10 protein-coding genes, 1 tRNA gene, 2 rRNA genes and 1 pseudogene (1 of these 14 cut by a window edge) are annotated in these 17,500 nt (G+C 62.2%); all 14 read left to right on the top strand.

Going from position 1 to position 17,500, the window contains the following annotated elements; translation table 11 throughout:
* Window positions 1-1,930, top strand: a 23S ribosomal RNA gene (locus tag RBB18_RS18610) (it extends 1,516 nt beyond the left edge of the window).
* 89 nt (window positions 1,931-2,019) lie between these two features.
* Window positions 2,020-2,134: ribosomal RNA gene (rrf, locus tag RBB18_RS18605) — 5S ribosomal RNA — on the top strand.
* A gap of 163 nt (window positions 2,135-2,297) precedes the next feature.
* Entirely contained in the window at window positions 2,298-3,725 is a 1,428-nt protein-coding gene (locus tag RBB18_RS18600; RefSeq protein ID WP_306111969.1) for a DUF2252 domain-containing protein, read from the top strand.
* 91 nt (window positions 3,726-3,816) lie between these two features.
* A tRNA-Met gene (locus tag RBB18_RS18595) sits at window positions 3,817-3,893 on the top strand.
* 514 nt (window positions 3,894-4,407) lie between these two features.
* Window positions 4,408-4,521, top strand: a pseudogene (locus RBB18_RS18590) (IS3 family transposase); the annotation flags it as partial.
* Window positions 4,522-4,816: 295 nt separating this feature from the next.
* Window positions 4,817-5,401, top strand: coding sequence for an ANTAR domain-containing response regulator (locus tag RBB18_RS18585; protein ID WP_103763837.1), 585 nt, complete (start codon window positions 4,817-4,819; stop codon window positions 5,399-5,401).
* A complete protein-coding gene (locus RBB18_RS18580) occupies window positions 5,398-6,567 on the top strand; it encodes an ABC transporter substrate-binding protein (RefSeq protein ID WP_306111968.1) in 1,170 nt (389 codons plus the stop codon). Before RBB18_RS18585 ends, RBB18_RS18580 begins: the two co-directional genes overlap by 4 nt.
* Before the next feature lie 266 nt (window positions 6,568-6,833).
* Window positions 6,834-8,201: a CmpA/NrtA family ABC transporter substrate-binding protein gene (locus tag RBB18_RS18575; protein WP_306111967.1), complete on the top strand. Its 1,368-nt coding sequence runs from the start codon at window positions 6,834-6,836 to the stop codon at window positions 8,199-8,201.
* Window positions 8,202-8,290: 89 nt separating this feature from the next.
* A complete protein-coding gene (locus RBB18_RS18570; protein ID WP_306111966.1) occupies window positions 8,291-9,367 on the top strand; it encodes an ABC transporter permease in 1,077 nt (358 codons plus the stop codon).
* A 43-nt stretch (window positions 9,368-9,410) separates the two neighbouring features.
* Window positions 9,411-11,087, top strand: a complete 1,677-nt coding sequence (locus RBB18_RS18565; protein WP_306111965.1) for an ABC transporter ATP-binding protein — start codon at window positions 9,411-9,413, stop codon at window positions 11,085-11,087.
* 26 nt (window positions 11,088-11,113) lie between these two features.
* Window positions 11,114-12,058: a GAF domain-containing protein gene (locus RBB18_RS18560; RefSeq protein ID WP_306111964.1), complete on the top strand. Its 945-nt coding sequence runs from the start codon at window positions 11,114-11,116 to the stop codon at window positions 12,056-12,058.
* 13 nt (window positions 12,059-12,071) lie between these two features.
* Window positions 12,072-14,510 (top strand): nitrite reductase large subunit NirB, encoded by a 2,439-nt coding sequence (gene nirB, locus RBB18_RS18555; RefSeq protein WP_306111963.1) that lies wholly within the window; start codon window positions 12,072-12,074, stop codon window positions 14,508-14,510.
* Window positions 14,507-14,836, top strand: a complete 330-nt coding sequence (gene nirD, locus RBB18_RS18550; protein WP_103763832.1) for a nitrite reductase small subunit NirD — start codon at window positions 14,507-14,509, stop codon at window positions 14,834-14,836. Before nirB ends, nirD begins: the two co-directional genes overlap by 4 nt.
* On the top strand, window positions 14,836-17,466 hold the full coding sequence (locus tag RBB18_RS18545) for a nitrate reductase (protein ID WP_306111962.1): 2,631 nt from the start codon (window positions 14,836-14,838) through the stop codon (window positions 17,464-17,466). Before nirD ends, RBB18_RS18545 begins: the two co-directional genes overlap by 1 nt.
* Window positions 17,467-17,500 lie beyond the last annotated feature (34 nt).

Here is a 17,500-nt window from a genome sequence, read left to right as displayed (position 1 = left end):
TGGGGCCCCACAGGCTTACTGATCCTAACCAAACTCCGAATACCGAGGAGTACTAGATGGCAGACACACTGCGGGTGCTAACGCCCGTAGTGGAGAGGGAAACAACCCTGACCTCCGGCTAAGGCCCCCAATTCATGGCTAAGTGGGAAAGCAGGTGAGACGACCAAAACAACCAGGAGGTTGGCTTAGAAGCAGCCATCCTTTAAAGATAGCGTAACAGCTCACTGGTCTAAATAAGTTGTCTTGCGGCGAAGATGTAACGGGGCTCAAGCCATGAGCCGAAGCCGAGGAGTGCGTATGCACTGGTAGCAGAGCGTAGTGTGACATAGTTCCACTCCTCTTCAGCACCTTCCGAGGTGCTTTGGAGGATAGGAGCTTTCGATGAAGCGGGCGCGTGAGCGATCCCGTGGAGAGATCACTAGTGAGAATGATGACATGAGTAGCGACAAAGAGTGTGAGAGACACTCTCGCCGAAAGTCCAAGGGTTCCTGCTTAAAGCTAATCTGAGCAGGGTAAGCCGACCCCTAAGGCGAGGCCGAAAGGCGTAGTCGATGGGAATCAGGTTAATATTCCTGAGCCAGATGGAAGTGACGGATTGCGAAGGTTGTTCATCCTTATCGGATTGAATGGGCAGCTTAGCAGTCCCTGGAAATAGCTCCATCATAAGATCGTACCCTAAACCAACACAGGTGGACTGGTAGAGAATACCAAGGCGCTTGAGAGAACGATGTTGAAGGAACTCGGCAAAATACCTCCGTAAGTTCGCGAGAAGGAGGCCCGGGTTTCAGGCAACTGAAGTCCGGGGGCACAAACCAGGGGGTGGCGACTGTTTACTAAAAACACAGGGCTCTGCGAAGTCGCAAGACGACGTATAGGGTCTGACGCCTGCCCGGTGCCTGAAGGTTAAAAGGAGATGTGAGAGCGTCGAATTGAAGCCCAGGTAAACGGCGGCCGTAACTATAACGGTCCTAAGGTAGCGAAATTCCTTGTCGGGTAAGTTCCGACCTGCACGAATGGCGTAACGACTTCCCCGCTGTCTCCAACATCGACTCAGCGAAATTGAATTGCCTGTCAAGATGCAGGCTTCCCGCGGTTAGACGGAAAGACCCCGTGCACCTTTACTACAGCTTCGCACTGGCATCAGGACTGCATTGTGCAGGATAGGTGGTAGGCTTTGAAACCGTGACGCTAGTCGCGGTGGAGCCATCCTTGAGATACCACCCTATGCATTCTTGATGTCTAACCGCGGCCCGTTATCCGGGTCCGGGACCCTGCGTGGCGGGTAGTTTGACTGGGGCGGTCGCCTCCTAAAGCGTAACGGAGGCGCGCGAAGGTTGGCTCAGAGCGGTCGGAAATCGCTCGTTGAGTGCAATGGCATAAGCCAGCCTGACTGCGAGACTGACAAGTCGAGCAGAGTCGAAAGACGGCCATAGTGATCCGGTGGTCCCAAGTGGGAGGGCCATCGCTCAACGGATAAAAGGTACGCCGGGGATAACAGGCTGATACTGCCCAAGAGTCCATATCGACGGCAGTGTTTGGCACCTCGATGTCGGCTCATCTCATCCTGGGGCTGGAGCAGGTCCCAAGGGTACGGCTGTTCGCCGTTTAAAGAGGTACGTGAGCTGGGTTTAGAACGTCGTGAGACAGTTCGGTCCCTATCTGCCGTGGGTGTAGGATACTTGAGAGGAGTTGCCCCTAGTACGAGAGGACCGGGGTGAACGTTCCACTGGTGGACCAGTTGTCGTGCCAACGGCAGTGCTGGGTAGCTATGAACGGACAGGATAACCGCTGAAGGCATCTAAGCGGGAAGCCCCCCTCAAAACAAGGTATCCCTGAGGACCGTGGTAGACCACCACGTCGATAGGCCGGAGATGTAAGCGCAGCAATGCGTTCAGTTGACCGGTACTAATTGTCCGATAGGCTTGATTTGATCCAGTAAAAGCCAGATTGGCTTATGCGGATCCAGAAGCCGTACACTTAAACAAGTGTGCTGACTTGGAATTCAAGGATCTTTCTCGGTTTGGTGGTCATAGCACGAGCAAAACACCCGGTCCCATCCCGAACCCGGCCGTTAAGTGCCGTAGCGCCAATGGTACTGCGTCTCAAGACGTGGGAGAGTAGGTCACCGCCAAACCTAGTAAGATCCTTGGAATTGTATCTCTCTTTCGATTTTCTCCTAAACTTTACCGATTGATCTGCAAGTTGCGGCGCCTGTTCTAGGCATGCGCGCGATCTTCCTGCCCCGGGGAACTTTCGTTCCAACCGTTCCGTTGGCTTTTGAAGGCGAAAGGAACGCGATGTCCAAGACGAACTCCGGAAAATCCAAGACCGTGAAGGCCCCCGATCCGCCCGAGAAGTCTATCGAGGACCGCTATGAGCGGCGGTCGAAGGCCTTTGCCCGGCTAAGCGCGGGCATTGCCGCAGGCAAGTATCTTGTCCCGCCCAAGTTTCTGGAAGGCCAGGCGCGTCGGCTGCACGTGCGGACGACGATCCGTGAGGATCATTCCGCGCGGATCTCGGAGAGCTCGAAGGAAGCGCAGGACAAGTTCGACAAGCTGTCGGACGGCCTGTTTCATTTTTTCCGCGGTACTGCGCTTCTGTTCTATCGCGATATGGCTGGCGAGGATGGGCACATGCCCACGGTGATGGCGCTGGGGGACGTGCATCCGGAGAATTTCGGCGTCATGCCCGACCGGAACGGGGCGCCGATTTTCGGCGTGAACGATTTTGACGAGACGACCTATGCGCCGTTCAGCTGGGACATAAAGCGAGGCGCCGTGGGTTTCTGGATCGCGGCGTTGGAGGAAGGCGATCTCAAGCCGAAAAAAGCGCGCAAGATCGTCCGCAAATTCGTCCAGGGCTACGCTCTGGCCATGCAGCGCTACGCCAACAGATCGACCGAAAGCAACGACGCCTACCGGATCGACAATTCGCCAAAGGTCATCCAGCGGCTGTTCGAGCAGGCGTGGGAAGAGCGCAAGGATTGGTTGTGGGAAGACTACCTGACGCCGAACGGCCGCGGCTTTCGGTCGGATGACGAGTTGCAGCCGCTGTCGACCGAGGTCGACAAGTTCCAGACGGCGATCAACGACCTGGCCAAGTCCAACGGCATCGACGCGCCGGACCGGGCCGGGGAGTTGAAGGTCAAGGACGTCTGCGTGCGGCACGGTCAGGGCACGGCCTCGCTGGGTTTGCCACGGTACTACGTATTGATCGAAGGGCCGTCGCAGGATGCAACCGACGACCTTATCATCGAGTTCAAGGCCGCGCGCCGGTCCGCACTGGACGGGTTGACGCCGCCGAACGCGTTTTATGCCGGAAAGCAGGCCGAGCGGATCAAGCATGGGCAGCGTGTGCAACTCGCGCATGGCGATATCTTTTACGGCGCTGTAGAGATTGACGGCAAAAGCTTCATGAGCCGCGAGCGGGCGCCGTTTCGCGATGACATCGACCTGGATGACCTGAGCTTCAAGTCGTGGAAGCGTTACGCGAAGGTCTGTGGCGCCGCGCTGGCGCAGGCGCATGCGTTGTCGGACGACTTGGGGCGAATCGATTACGACGTCGAGCCGTCGATCATGGAGGCTATCTCTCCCTTGGAATTGTTCGTCGATGACATCGTCCGCTTCACCGAAGAAGCGGTCCAGCGGCTGGAGCGCGACCACGGGTTTTTCCGCGAGGACCACAAGCATGGGGCATTTGACAGTCTCGATGTCGTGTTCCGGTGAACCATGCCGTCGGTCTTGTTAAAAAAATGTAATAAATGCCGACGCGGCCCCTTGCGAAGGTCTTGGCGCAGGAGTAGATACCCGGCATTGGCGCGGGGTGGAGCAGCCCGGTAGCTCGTCAGGCTCATAACCTGAAGGTCGTAGGTTCAAATCCTACCCCCGCAACCATTGAAATCTGACTAAAAACAGAAAAAGCGCCCTTTGGAGCGCTTTTTCTGTTTGGGCTATCAGCAGTGACAATCCTGGCAAGGTCACCAAGGATTGTCACCGCGAGCTCGTCACGGGCGTTCTCGTCCGGACGGACACGAATCTCGGAGATAAGTTGGCGGAGCAATTCCTTCGCGATGACAACCTCCTTTGGCCCGACTAAGAGGTTATTCAGCTGGCCCACCACTGTTCCGTAGACCATGTCGAGGTCTACCGCCTCCAGCGAAGAAGGGGTCTTAGGCCACGAAACGCGCGCCGTGATCGCCGCTTCGATCTGCCGAGCCTCTTTTTCCTTCTGTTGAAGGCGCTGGACGAGGGCATCGCCGGCCACGTCGCTCTCGAGAATATTGAGCAGACGGGCGATCGCTTGCTGAACCTTTGCATGGTCTGCTTCCAAGGAGAGAGTCTTCCGATTGGCCTTGGCGGCCTCGACGGGAGTGGCAGACGTTTCCGCACCAGCATAACCTCGAACCCAGCGACCCGCGACGCCGCCAGACAGGACGTGTTCGAATACATTGAGCTGTTCTACAACCCGAAGCGCAAACATACGAACAAGGGCATGCCGTCGCCCGTTGACTATGAGATCAGACAGCAGAACCTGAACAAGGCAGCTGTCCAGGAAACTAGGGGCACCTCAAAGGTCGGCAATCCGCCCAGACTGTCGGATCGTCGAAAGCGACCCAAATCTGACCGTATGTAAATTTAGTTTGCCGCAAAGCAGCTACTTCAGGGCGGACATTGATGCGCACGCAGCATTTGGACGAAACCCGCTGTTGCTCAAAATTTCAACGCAAGTACCTTAACGACACTTCAAAGCGAACTGGGTCGCCGGAAAAGGAACTTGTTCTCTTGAGTGCTGCGCTACGCAGTTGCAGTAAAGACCTATGCAGGCCCGTCTCACCATCGTGGTAGTGGAAGAAGATCGCGACCGGGCGACCGGGATCGTCGATGCGCTTGAGCAAACCGGCGATTGCGATGTCTACGTGATCGGAAACTACTCGAGCCTTGCACGCAAGATTGCCGAGCATTCGCCGGATATGGTCCTGATCGACATCGACAACCCGACTCGTGACATGATGGAAGAACTGACTTTGGCCTCGGGTCCGCTGGATCGGCCGGTGGCGATGTTCGTCTCGGGAGCGGCAGGTGGGTTGGCGCGGGAGGCGATCGAGGCTGGCGTGTCGGCCTATGTCGTCGACGGGTTGGCGCCTGAACGTATCAAGCCCGTGATCGACACCGCAATTGCCCGTTTCAGCATTGTGCGCCAGATGCGCAATGAGCTGGCGGAAACTCGACGGGCGCTGGAAGAGCGCAAGGTGATTGATCGCGCCAAGGGCCTTTTGATGAAGGCCAAGGGGATTGACGAGGACGCAGCCTATGCATTGCTGCGCAAAACCGCGATGGATCAGGGGCGCAAGGTGGCCGACGTCGCAGAGGCGCTTGTTACCGCTGCGGGATTGCTGGGATGAGGCGCGTTACCATTCCAGTCGCCTACATGCCGCTGGTGGACGCGGCGCCGCTGATCATCGCCCATGAGCTTGGCTTTGCAGAGGCCGAGGCGATCGGGCTGGACCTGGTGCCCGCGCCGTCGTGGTCGTCATTGCGCGACATGCTGGGGTTTGGCCGGGTCGACGCGGCGCACATGCTGTCTGCTGTGCCTGTGGCCATGAGCATGGGACTTGGCGGTATGGGGGCCGCGCTTTCGGCGGTTTGCGTCCTGTCGGTCAACGGCAACGTGATCGGCGTGGGGCGTCCGCTCGAAGCCAAGCTGCGCGGCACCGACTTCGCCTTCGACTTCAGGGATGCACGCGCGGCGGCCTCGGCATTGAAAGCGGTACATGCCGACAAGTTGGTCTTCGGCGTGCCCTTTCCCTTTTCCATGCATGTGGAACTGCTGCGTTACTGGGCGGAACGGACAGAGTTGGGCCTCGACAATATCGAGATCCGCACCGTACCGCCGCCGCTGATGGCCGAGGCGTTGGAAGCGGGAGACATTGATGCTTTCTGCGTAGGGGAGCCCTGGGGATCGGTCGCTGTGGACAGGGGGGTGGGCGCGCTGTTGCTGCCCGGGCGCGCGATCTGGCAGGGGGCGCCGGAAAAGGTGCTGGCCACGCGCACCGACTGGGCCGAGACCGAGCCGGACCTGCTTGGCCGTCTGATACGCGCCGTGTGGCAGGCGAGCCGCTGGCTGGCCAAGCCGGACAGCCGGATCACCGCCGCCCAGATCCTGTCTCGGGAGGAATACCTCGACCTGCCGCTGGAGCTGATTGACCGAGCCCTGTCGGGCCGGATGATCCTGTCGCGCAGGGGCGAACAACGCGACTGCGACGGTTTCCTGCGCTTTCAGGGGGCCGCCGCGACGTTTCCCTGGCGCAGCCAGTCGAAATGGCTGGCCCATCGCCTTGCCGCCGCGCACGGAACGGAATCGGACCTGGAGTCGGCGGCGGCGGTCTTTCGCTCCGATCTCTATCGTCAGCACATGGCGCAGACCGATGCGGATCTGCCCGGCGCGTCGGCCAAGGTGGAGGGGGCGATTCTGCATCCGACGGCGGTGGCGTCCTCTCGCGGGCAGTTGAATCTGCTCCCGAACCGTTTTTTTGATGGCGCGGTTTTCGACCCGGACGATCCGTGGTGATCACTTTTTAATCAACCGTCCACGTGTTGCGCCCTTTTAAGTCGGATTGCCGGGATTTTTCTGGCTTGCAGCTCTCGGACGCGCCAAAAAGAAATCGTCGATCCGCAACGGGGTGGATCGGACAGAATTCTTCCCAATGACAGGGACAGTCTGAGCAAGGTCGCTCGCTTTCCACCGACGCATGTCGGGGGATGGTGAACGGCCTTTTTTGCGTTTCCAGCCCGGCCACATCTCAAGCCAGCCCGGGCGCATCGACAGGACGAATGATGAAAAAGCTTCTCTGCGGCCTCGCCGCCACGACCGCACTTGCCAGCCCGGCCATGGCCGAACTTCTGGACCTGGAAAAGGACGAACTGACCTTCGGCTTCATCAAGCTGACAGACATGGCCCCGCTGGCCGTGGCCTATGAACAGGGATATTTCCTGGACGAAGGGCTCTTTGTCACGCTCGAGGCGCAGGCGAACTGGAAGGTCCTGCTGGACGGCGTGATCGACGGGCAGCTTGACGGCGCGCACATGCTGGCCGGTCAGCCGCTGGCGGCCACGATCGGTTTCGGCACCGAGGCGCATATCATCACGCCGTTCTCGATGGATCTGAACGGCAACGCGATCACGGTTTCGAACGAGGTCTGGGACCAGATGCTGCCGCATATTCCGAAGATGGAGGACGGCCGCCCGCAGCATCCGATCTCGGCCGAGGCGTTGGCGCCGGTGGTCGAGGATTACAAGGCGCAGGGCAAGCCCTTCAACATGGGCATGGTCTTTCCGGTCTCGACCCACAATTACGAGCTGCGCTACTGGTTGGCCGCCGGCGGGCTGCATCCGGGCTATTACAGCCAGGAGAACATCTCCGGGCAGATCAACGCCGATGTCCTGTTGTCGGTGACCCCGCCGCCGCAGATGCCCGCCACGCTGGAGGCCGGTACGATCTATGGCTACTGCGTGGGCGAGCCGTGGAACCAGCAGGCGGTGTTCAAAGGCATCGGCGTACCGGTGATCACCGACTACCAGCTTTGGAAGAACAATCCCGAGAAGGTATTCGGTATCACCGCCGAGTTCGCAGAGGAAAACCCCAACACGACTTTGGCGGTGACCAAGGCGCTGATCCGCGCCGCGATCTGGCTGGATGAAAACGACAACGCCAATCGCCCCGAAGCGGTCGAGATCCTGAGCCGTCCAGAGTACGTGGGCGCGGATGCCGAAGTGATTGCCAACTCGATGACCGGCTTTTTCGAGTTCGAGAAGGGCGACAAGCGCGACATCCCCGATTTCAACGTCTTCTTCCGGTATAACGCGACCTATCCGTTCTATTCGGATGCCATCTGGTACCTGACCCAGATGCGCCGCTGGGGCCAGATCGCCGAGCCCAAGCCCGACAGCTGGTACGACGAGGTCGCCAAGTCGGTCTACAAGCCCGAGATCTACCTCGAAGCCGCCCGGATGCTGGTTGACGAGGGCCTGGCCGATGAGGCGGACTTTCCCTGGGACAGCGACGGCTACAAGGCGCCGACCCCGTCCGAGGATATCATCGACGGTATTCCCTACGATGGCCGCGCGCCCAACGCCTATCTCGACAGCCTGCCGATCGGTTTGAAGGGCGAGCAGATCGTCGTCGGCACCGAGGTCGAAGGCTGACCAAAGGCCTGGCCGCTCGTCCAACGCGACGGGCGGCCAGGCCAGACATGTCCGGCCCATTAGCCATTTTCGCAGCAAGGACCCCCTTTATGACCACCGTCGATCCGAATTTCACCGAGAGCGCAGACCGCGAAGCGCGCCGGGCGCGGCTCTTCACCCGCATCAACGCCGCGGACAAATGGTTTCAGGTCCTTGGCCTGAGCTGGGCCACGCCGATCCTCAAGGCCGCGGCAGGCGACAACCCGAGGGCGCAGGCCAAGGAAATCTGGCGGCTTCTTGCCGTGCCGCTGTTGGCCATCGCTGCGTTCCTGTTCCTTTGGGCCGCGCTTGCGCCGAAGGTCGAAACCTCGCTCGGTGCCGTGCCCGGCCCGGCTCAGGTTTGGGACGAGGCGGTCAACCTGCATGACGATGCGGTGGCCAAGGCCGAGAAGCGGGCCGAGTTCCAAGCCAAGGTCGATCAGCTCAACGAGCGTCTGATCGCCAGCGGGCGGGAACCCAAGGAACGTGCCTATACCGGTGCACCGAGCTACTACCAGCAGATCTGGACCTCGATCCAGACGGTATTCTTCGGCTTCCTTCTGGCGACGCTTGTGGCCGTGCCGCTGGGCATCCTTGCGGGGCTGTCACCGACCGCCAACGCGGGCCTCAACCCGTTGATACAGATCTTCAAGCCGGTCTCGCCATTGGCGTGGCTGCCTATCGTCACGATGATCGTTTCCGCGCTGGCGGCGACCGACGAGGGGCTGTTTCCCAAGAGCTTCATCATTTCCGCGGTCACCGTGACGCTCTGTTCGCTCTGGCCCACGCTGATCAACACGGCGCTTGGCGTGGCCTCGATCGACAAGGACCTGGTGAACGTCTCGAAAGTGCTGAAGATGAACACCTGGACCAAGATCACCAAACTGGTTCTGCCTTCGGCCTTGCCGCTGATCTTCACTGGTCTGCGTCTGTCGCTGGGCGTGGGCTGGATGGTTCTGATCGCCGCCGAGATGCTGGCGCAGAACCCCGGCCTGGGCAAATTCGTCTGGGACGAATTCCAGAATGGGTCTTCGTCGAGCCTCGCCCGGATCATGGTCGCTGTTCTGACCATCGGCATCATCGGCTTTTTGCTGGATCGTGTGATGTACGCGCTTCAGTCCCTCTTCACCTTCACGAACAACCGGTGACCCGCGCTCGAGCAGCGAAGCGGTAGCGCAAAAGGAAAATGTCATGAGCATTCTCAAACTCGACCACGTCAGCCAAAGTTTCGGCACCGGTCTGCACGCTTCCCACGTGCTGAAGAATATCAATCTGGAGGTGCAGGAGGGCGAATTCCTCGTGCTGCTGGGCTTTTCCGGTACGGGAAAGACCACGCTGATCAACCTGATGGCGGGGCTGGAACACCCGACGAAGGGCAGCGTCAGCTTCAAGGGCGCGCCCGTCACCGGGCCCGGCCCCGAGCGGGGCGTGATCTTCCAGAGCTATTCGCTGATGCCGTGGTTGACCGTGAACGGCAATGTGGGCCTTGCGGTGGACACGGTGTTTCCCGGTTTGTCCCGCGCGGAGAAGGCGGAGAAGGTGGCGCATTACGTCGAGATGGTCGGCCTCGGCCATGCCGCGACGCGCCGCCCGGCGGAATTGTCGGGTGGGATGCGCCAGCGGGTCAACGTCGCCCGCGCGCTTGCGATGAACCCCGAGATGTTGCTGCTGGATGAGCCGCTTTCGGCGCTGGACGCGCTGACACGCGCGAATCTTGCCGACGAGATCGAGCGGATCTGGCAGGCGGATCGCAAGACCTGCGTGCTGATCACGAACGACGTTGACGAGGCGATTATCCTCGCCGACCGGATCATCGCGCTGAACCCGGACGGTACGCTGGGCGAGGAGTTCACGGTGAACATCCCGCGCCCGCGCGACCGGATGGAGATGAACACGGACGACACGTTCAAGCGTCTGCGGGCCGAGGTGACCAAGTACCTGATGGATGTCGGGATCGAGGCCAAGGTCGAAGGCACGCGCAACCTGCCTGACGTGACCCCGATCCATGGTCTTCCCTCTGTCGTGAAGGACGCCCAGAAAGGTCTGATCGACGAGCGCTTCCTCGACTTCAGCCAGTTGCACAAGGTCTATCCCACGCCCAAGGGGCCGCTGACCGTGGTCGAGGATTTCGACCTGAAGATCGACCGGGGCGAGTTCATCTCTCTGATCGGACATTCGGGCTGTGGCAAGTCGACGGTTTTGACCATGGCGGCGGGTCTCAACGCCATCTCGAAGGGCGCAATCAAGCTTGACGGGCGCCACGTCGAGGGGGCCGATCCCGAGCGTGCGGTGGTCTTTCAGTCGCCGAACCTCTTCCCGTGGCTCTCGGCACGGGAGAACTGCGCCATCGGTGTCGACAAGGTATATCCCCGTGCCAGCCAGTCGGAACGTCAGGACGTTGTGGAATACTACCTCGAACGCGTCGGGCTGGCCGATGCGATGGACAAGCCCGCCTGCGACATGTCGAACGGGATGCAGCAGCGGGTCGGCATCGCCCGCGCCTTTGCACTGTCGCCCAAGCTCCTGCTGCTCGATGAACCCTTCGGGATGCTCGACAGCCTGACACGCTGGGAATTGCAGGAAGTGCTGATGGAGGTGTGGTCGCGCACCAAGGTCACGGCGATCTGCGTCACCCATGACGTGGACGAGGCGATCCTGCTGGCCGACCGCGTGGTGATGATGACCAACGGTCCGCAGGCCACCATCGGTCGGATCACATCGGTCGATCTGCCACGCCCGCGCAGCCGCAAGGCGCTGCTCGCGCACCCGGATTACTACCGCTACCGCCAGCAGGTGCTCGACTTCCTCGAGGAATACGAGCACGGCGCAAAACCCAAAACCGGCACATCGCGCAAGGCCGCGGCATGACCGCGCCCGTCACGGAGACACCCGCCATGGATACCGTAGCGCAAGCTGCCACCGATACTTTCATCCAGGTCTGCGAAGTCTGGGTGCCCGAGGGCGACCGCCTCGTGCTGGCAGGCGGCAATTACAACGGGCTCGCCGCATTCGAGGAAACCTCGCGCAAGACCAGCTTCGCCAAGAGCGAGGGCCTGCCCGGCAAGGCCTGGGACGAGGCGCGGCCGGTTGTGCTCAAGGGATTCGACGGGTCATATTTCCAGCGTATCGAGGCGGCGAAGGAGGCCGGCCTGACCAGCGCAGTCGCCGTGCCCGTCTTCGCCGGCGCCACGCTGAAGGCCGTACTGGTCGTTCTGTGCGGTGACGACGAGGCGCGCGTCGGCGCGATCGAGGTCTGGACCGATGACCGCAACGGGATGCTGATGCTCGATGACGGGTACTTCGGGGCTGCCGAAGAATTCGAGTTTGTCTCGCAGCACACGCATTTTCCCAAGGGCCAAGGCCTGCCGGGTGCGGTCTGGGCGGCACAGGCGCCGATCCTGATGCGCGACCTTGGTTCTGGCTACAAGTTCATCCGCGCCTCGGCCGCGGGAAAGGCGGGGCTGACCACGGGGCTTGGGCTTCCGGTGGCGACTCCGGGAAAGCATCCCTGCGTGCTGACGCTTCTTTCCGCGCGCGGCACGCCGATCGCGCGCCGTTTCGAGATCTGGAATGTGCGCGCCGCGCGGGATCCGCGCGCCTTCCTGGGTGACGGTATCTGCGAACGCGAAGGGCCGCTCTGGCGTGATGACGGCGACGGCACGCGAGACGAGGCGCCAACCGCCACCGCGTGGAAAGGCGTTGTGGGCCAAGTGCTCGGCTCGGGGCTGCCGGTCGTGGCGCAAGGCGGCTCCGGCCTCCCGGCGGATTACACCAGTTTCGTCGGCCTGCCGGTCTATCGCGGCGAGGCGCTCACCCACATCGTCGCGTGGTACAACTGAGAGGAACCAAGCCATGACACGCAAGAAACTCGTGGTGATCGGCGCAGGGATGGCCTCGGGCCGCGCGCTCGAACACCTCTTCGACGCCGATCCCGACGGCTGGGACGTGACGCTTTTCAACGCCGAGCCACGCGGCAACTACAACCGCATCATGCTGTCACCGGTCCTGTCGGGTGAGAAATCCTACGAGGAGATCGTTACCCACGATGAGACCTGGTACGCCGATCATGGCGTGACCTGCCGGTTCGGCGAAAAGGTGACCGCGATCGACCGGACCGCCAGCACCGTGACCGGTGAGAACGGCACGGTGGACTACGACAAGCTGTTGATCGCCACCGGGTCGAACCCGTTCATGATCCCGCTGCCGGGGCATGACCTTGACGGGGTCATCGCCTATCGCGACCTCGAAGACACCAACCGGATGATCGATGCCTCCGCAACTCAGGGTGCCCGCGCGGTGGTGATCGGTGGCGGCCTTCTGGGGCTGGAGGCCGCGGCGGGGCTGCGGATGCGCGGGATGGAGGTCACGGTGGTGCACCTGATGGGCCACCTGATGGACCGCCAGCTGGACCCGGCGGCGGGCTACCTGCTGCGCAAGGATCTTGAGCGGCGCGGCATCGACGTGCGCGTCTCGTCCAACTCGAAGGAGGTTGTAGGCGAAGGTGGCAAGGTGAAGGCGCTTGTGCTTGAGGATGGCACAGAACTGCCCTGCGACCTGCTGGTCATGGCCGTCGGCATTCGCCCCAACACCGCGCTGGCCGCCGAGGCCGGGTTGGCCGTGGGGCGCGGCATCCACGTGGATGATCAGATGATCACGTCGGATGAAAACATCCTGTCGGTCGGCGAATGCATCGAACATGATGGCGCGGTCTTCGGCCTCGTCGCGCCGCTCTACGACCAGGCCAAGGTCGTCGCCGCGACGCTGACCGGTCGCGATGCCGCTTTCACGCCCAAGGAATTGTCGACCAAGCTCAAGGTCACGGGTTGCGACCTTTTCAGCGCCGGGGATTTTGCCGAGGGCGAGGGACGCGAGGACATCGTCTATCGCGACCCGGCGCGCGGTATCTACAAGCGGCTGGTCATCGAAAACGATCGGCTGATCGGTGCGGTGATGTACGGCGACACCGCCGACAGCAACTGGTTCTTCGGCCTCATCCAGTCGGGCGAGGACATTTCGGAGATGCGCGAGACGCTGATTTTCGGGCCCGCCTATCAGGGAGGTGCCGCATCGGACCCTCTCTCAGCCGTTGCAGCATTGCCGCGTGACGCGGAAATCTGTGGCTGCAACGGCATTTGCAAGAGCACCATCACCGACGCCATCGCGGGCGGCGCGACCGATCTGGGTGCGGTCCGCGCGCAGACCAAGGCCAGCGCCTCCTGCGGCACCTGCACCGGGCTGGTCGAACAGGTGTTGCAAGTCACGCTGGGCGACGACTTCCAAGTGCCCGCGGCGCAGCCCATCTGCGGCTGCTGCGATCTGACACACGAGGATGTGCGCCGGCTGATCAAGGGCCGGGAACTGAAAAGCCAGGACGCCGTCTGGCAGGAACTGGGTTGGAAGACGCGCAACGGCTGCCACGTCTGCCGTCCGGCGGTCAATTTCTACCTGCTGGCGGACTGGCCGCTGGAATACCGTGACGATCCGCAAAGCCGCTTCGTCAACGAGCGCAAGCACGCCAATATCCAGAAGGATGGCACCTTCAGCGTCGTGCCGCGCATGTGGGGCGGCATCACCAACGCCGCCGAACTGCGCGCCATCGCCGACGCCGCCGACAAGTACGATGTGCCCACCGTCAAGGTCACGGGCGGCCAGCGGATCGACCTTTTGGGCGTAAAGGGCGAGGATCTGCCCTTCATCTGGGCCGATCTCAACGAGGCGGGGCTGGTTTCGGGTCATGCCTATTCAAAGGGGCTGCGCACGGTGAAAACCTGTGTCGGCACCGATCACTGCCGGTTCGGCACGCAGGACAGCACCGGCCTTGGCATCAAGCTGGAACAAATCCTCTGGGGGGCGTGGACCCCGCACAAGGTCAAGCTGGCAGTGTCGGGCTGTCCGCGCAACTGCGCCGAGGCCACCTGCAAAGATGTCGGCATTATCTGCGTCGACAGCGGCTACCAGGTCGGCGTCGGGGGCGCGGCCGGCATGGACGTGAAGGAAACCGAACGGCTGGTCGATGTCGCGTCCGAGGCTGAGGCGATCGAGTGGACCACCGCCTTCATCCAGCTCTACCGGGAGAACGCCAAGTACCTCGACCGGCCCTACAAGTGGGTCGCAAAAGTCGGGCTGGACTGGGTCAAAGAGACGCTGGCCAGCGCCGACGAGCGCGCCCGGCTGGTCGCAGCTTTCGAACTGAGCCAGTCGATTTACCGCAAGGATCCTTGGGCGGACCATGCCAAGCAGGCCGAGCGCTTTCAGCCGTTGGCCGACCTCACGCTGGAGGCCGCGGAATGAGCTGGATCGACATTTGCGCCATCGACGAAATCCCTTTGCGCGGAGCGCGGAAGCTGAAGACGTCGCACGGCTGTATCGCCGTGTTCCGCACCGCGGACAACGAGGTGTTCGCCACGTCCAACACCTGTCCGCACAAGGGCGGGCCGCTGTCCGAGGGGATCGTCCACGGCCAGTCTGTCACCTGCCCGCTGCACAACTGGGTCTTCGATCTTGAGACCGGGCAAGCACGAGGAGAGACCGGAAAAATCGCCACCTATCCTCTGAAGGTCGAGGATGGCCGCGTGTTGATCGACGGTTCCGGCCTGACCGCTCGGGACGCCGCGTGATGGATGGCGCCGACCAGCCCTGGACCCGGTCCACCTGTCCCTACTGCGGCGTTGGCTGCGGCGTTCTGCTGCGGCGTGACGGCGATGGCGGTCTGGAGGTCAAGGGCGATAGCGCGCACCCGGCCAATCTCGGGCGGCTGTGTTCGAAAGGCACGGCTCTGGCCGAGACAGTGGGGCTGGATCACCGGCTGCTGCGCCCCCGTGTGAATGGGCAGGACGCAGGCTGGGACGACGCGCTGCAACTGGTCGCGGATCGGTTCAGCGACACCATCGCGCGTCATGGGCCGGACAGCGTGGCCTTTTACGTCTCGGGACAGTTGCTGACCGAGGATTACTATGTCGCCAACAAGCTGATGAAGGGCTTTATAGGCTCGGCCAATATCGACACGAACTCCCGGCTTTGCATGGCCTCCTCGGTGGCCGGGCACAAGCGCGCCTTCGGCACCGATACCGTGCCCGGCACCTACGAGGATATAGACGAGGCTGACCTCGTGGTGCTGGTCGGCTCGAACCTCGCCTGGTGCCACCCCGTTCTCTATCAGCGCCTGCTGGCCGCCCGCAAATCCCGGGGCACGAAGATCGTCGTCATCGACCCCCGCCGCACGGCCAGTTGCGATGGCGCGGACATGCACCTGGCGCTTCAGCCCGGTTCTGACGTCGCTCTGTTCAACCAGCTATTCACGGCGCTCTACGAGGGCGGCGCGCTCGACATGGGTTTTCTCGCGAGGACCGAAGGTTTCGACGCGACGCTCGACGTCGCGCGCACCTCCGATCTCTCGGTCACCGGGCTGGACGCAGAGCAGGTCGCGGCGTTCTGCGATCTGTGGATGCGTACCGAGCGCGTGGTCACGATCTATTCGCAGGGCGTAAACCAGTCGTCGTCCGGCTCCGACAAGGTCAATGCGATCCTCAACTGCCACCTAGCCACCGGGCGGATCGGCAAGGCGGGCTGCGGTCCGTTCTCGGTCACAGGTCAACCCAACGCGATGGGCGGACGGGAGGTTGGCGGGTTGGCCAACATGCTGGCCTGTCACCTCGATATCGAGAACGCAGATCACCGCGGCGCCGTGCGCTGTTTCTGGGACGCGCCCCGGATGCCGGTGGCGCCGGGCCTCAAGGCCGTCGATATGTTCCGCGCGGTGGGCGAGGGACGGATCAAGGCGCTCTGGGTCATTCACACCAATCCTGTGGTCTCCATGCCAGAGGCCGATGCGGTGCGCGACGCCATCGCCGGCTGTGATTTTACCGTGGTCAGCGATATCACCGAGCAAACGGATACCGCGCGCCTGGCGCATGTGATCCTGCCTGCGTCCGCCTGGGCCGAGAAGGATGGCACCGTCACCAACTCGGACCGCACCATCAGCCGCCAGCGCCGTGTCCTGCCCGCGCCGGGCGAGGCCCGCCCGGACTGGCAGATCATCGCGCAGGTTGGCCAGCGGATGGGGTTCAGCCGCGCCTTCGACTACGCCAGCCCGGCAGAGATTTTCCGCGAATATGCCACGCTTTCGGGTATCGCCGGTCGGTTTGGCCGTGATTTCGACATCTCGGGCCTGTCCGACATGAGCGACCGTGCCTATGACCGGCTGGAGCCGCAGCGTTGGCCGATTGCGGCCACGCGGCAGGGTGGGAGGTTTTTCAGCGACGGCGCGTTCTATCACCCGAATGGCAAAGCCCGCCTTCTTCCCGTGTCGTGGCGCCCGCCAGCGGCCAAAACCGGACCGCGCTTTCCCTTTCGCCTCAATACGGGCCGTGTGCGGGACCAGTGGCACACCATGACCCGCACCGCGCTCAGCCCGCGTCTGTCGGCCCATCTTGCCGAGCCGTTCCTGGAAATTCACTCCTCCGATGCCGCGCGCCTTGGCATCTCGGCCGCTGATCTCGTTACTGTCACGAGTACCACGGGGAATGCCATCCTGCGGGCGCGGATCACCGATGCCGTCTTACCAGGTCAGGTTTTCGCGCCGATGCACTGGACGGGCGAAACCGCACCTTGCGCCCGGATCGATGCCCTTGTCGCTGCCGCCACGGACCCTGTCTCCGGGCAACCGGAAAGCAAGGCGAGCGTCGTCGCCGTCTCGCGCCTCAACGCGGCTTGGTACGGGTTCGCCGTTTCCGCGGCGCCCATGGTGCTTCAGTGTGAGTACTGGGCACAAAGCCGCGCCCAAGCGGGATATCGCGCGGAACTGGCCGGATCGCATCCCGTGCAAGACTGGGAGGCCGAGGCGCGCCGCCTCTTCGCGGCACGCGAGGCGGTCGCATCCACCATGACCGATGCGGCCCGCGGGATTGCCCGAGTCGTGCTGCACGAAGATTCCAGGATCATCGGAGCACTTTTTGTCGCGTCCACGCCTGTTGCGGTGATGCGCGATTATCTCGCGACGCTACCGGGGACCGAAGCGCATGAGGCCCTGACCGGTCGCCCGCCCGCCGATGTTCCCAATCCGGGGCCGGTGATCTGTTCGTGCTTCGGTGTCGGCGTCAACACGATCCTGGACGCTGTCGAAACCCAGGGCGCGCTCAGTGTCGAGGCCATCGGCGAAGTTCTTCGCGCCGGGACGAACTGTGGCTCCTGCCGCCCCGAGATCGCAGAGCTTTTGCAAGGTCTGACCGCAAGGGAGGCCGCCGAGTGACGCTCAAGGATCATGTCCGCATACTGGGGCGGGG

It is taken from the genome of Roseovarius sp. MMSF_3298, from assembly GCF_030733705.1.
In the GTDB taxonomy this organism is placed as follows: Bacteria; Pseudomonadota; Alphaproteobacteria; order Rhodobacterales; family Rhodobacteraceae; genus Roseovarius; species Roseovarius confluentis.
The sequence above is the reverse complement of the archived record's forward strand: the minus strand, read 5'-3'. Positions and strand labels throughout refer to the sequence as shown.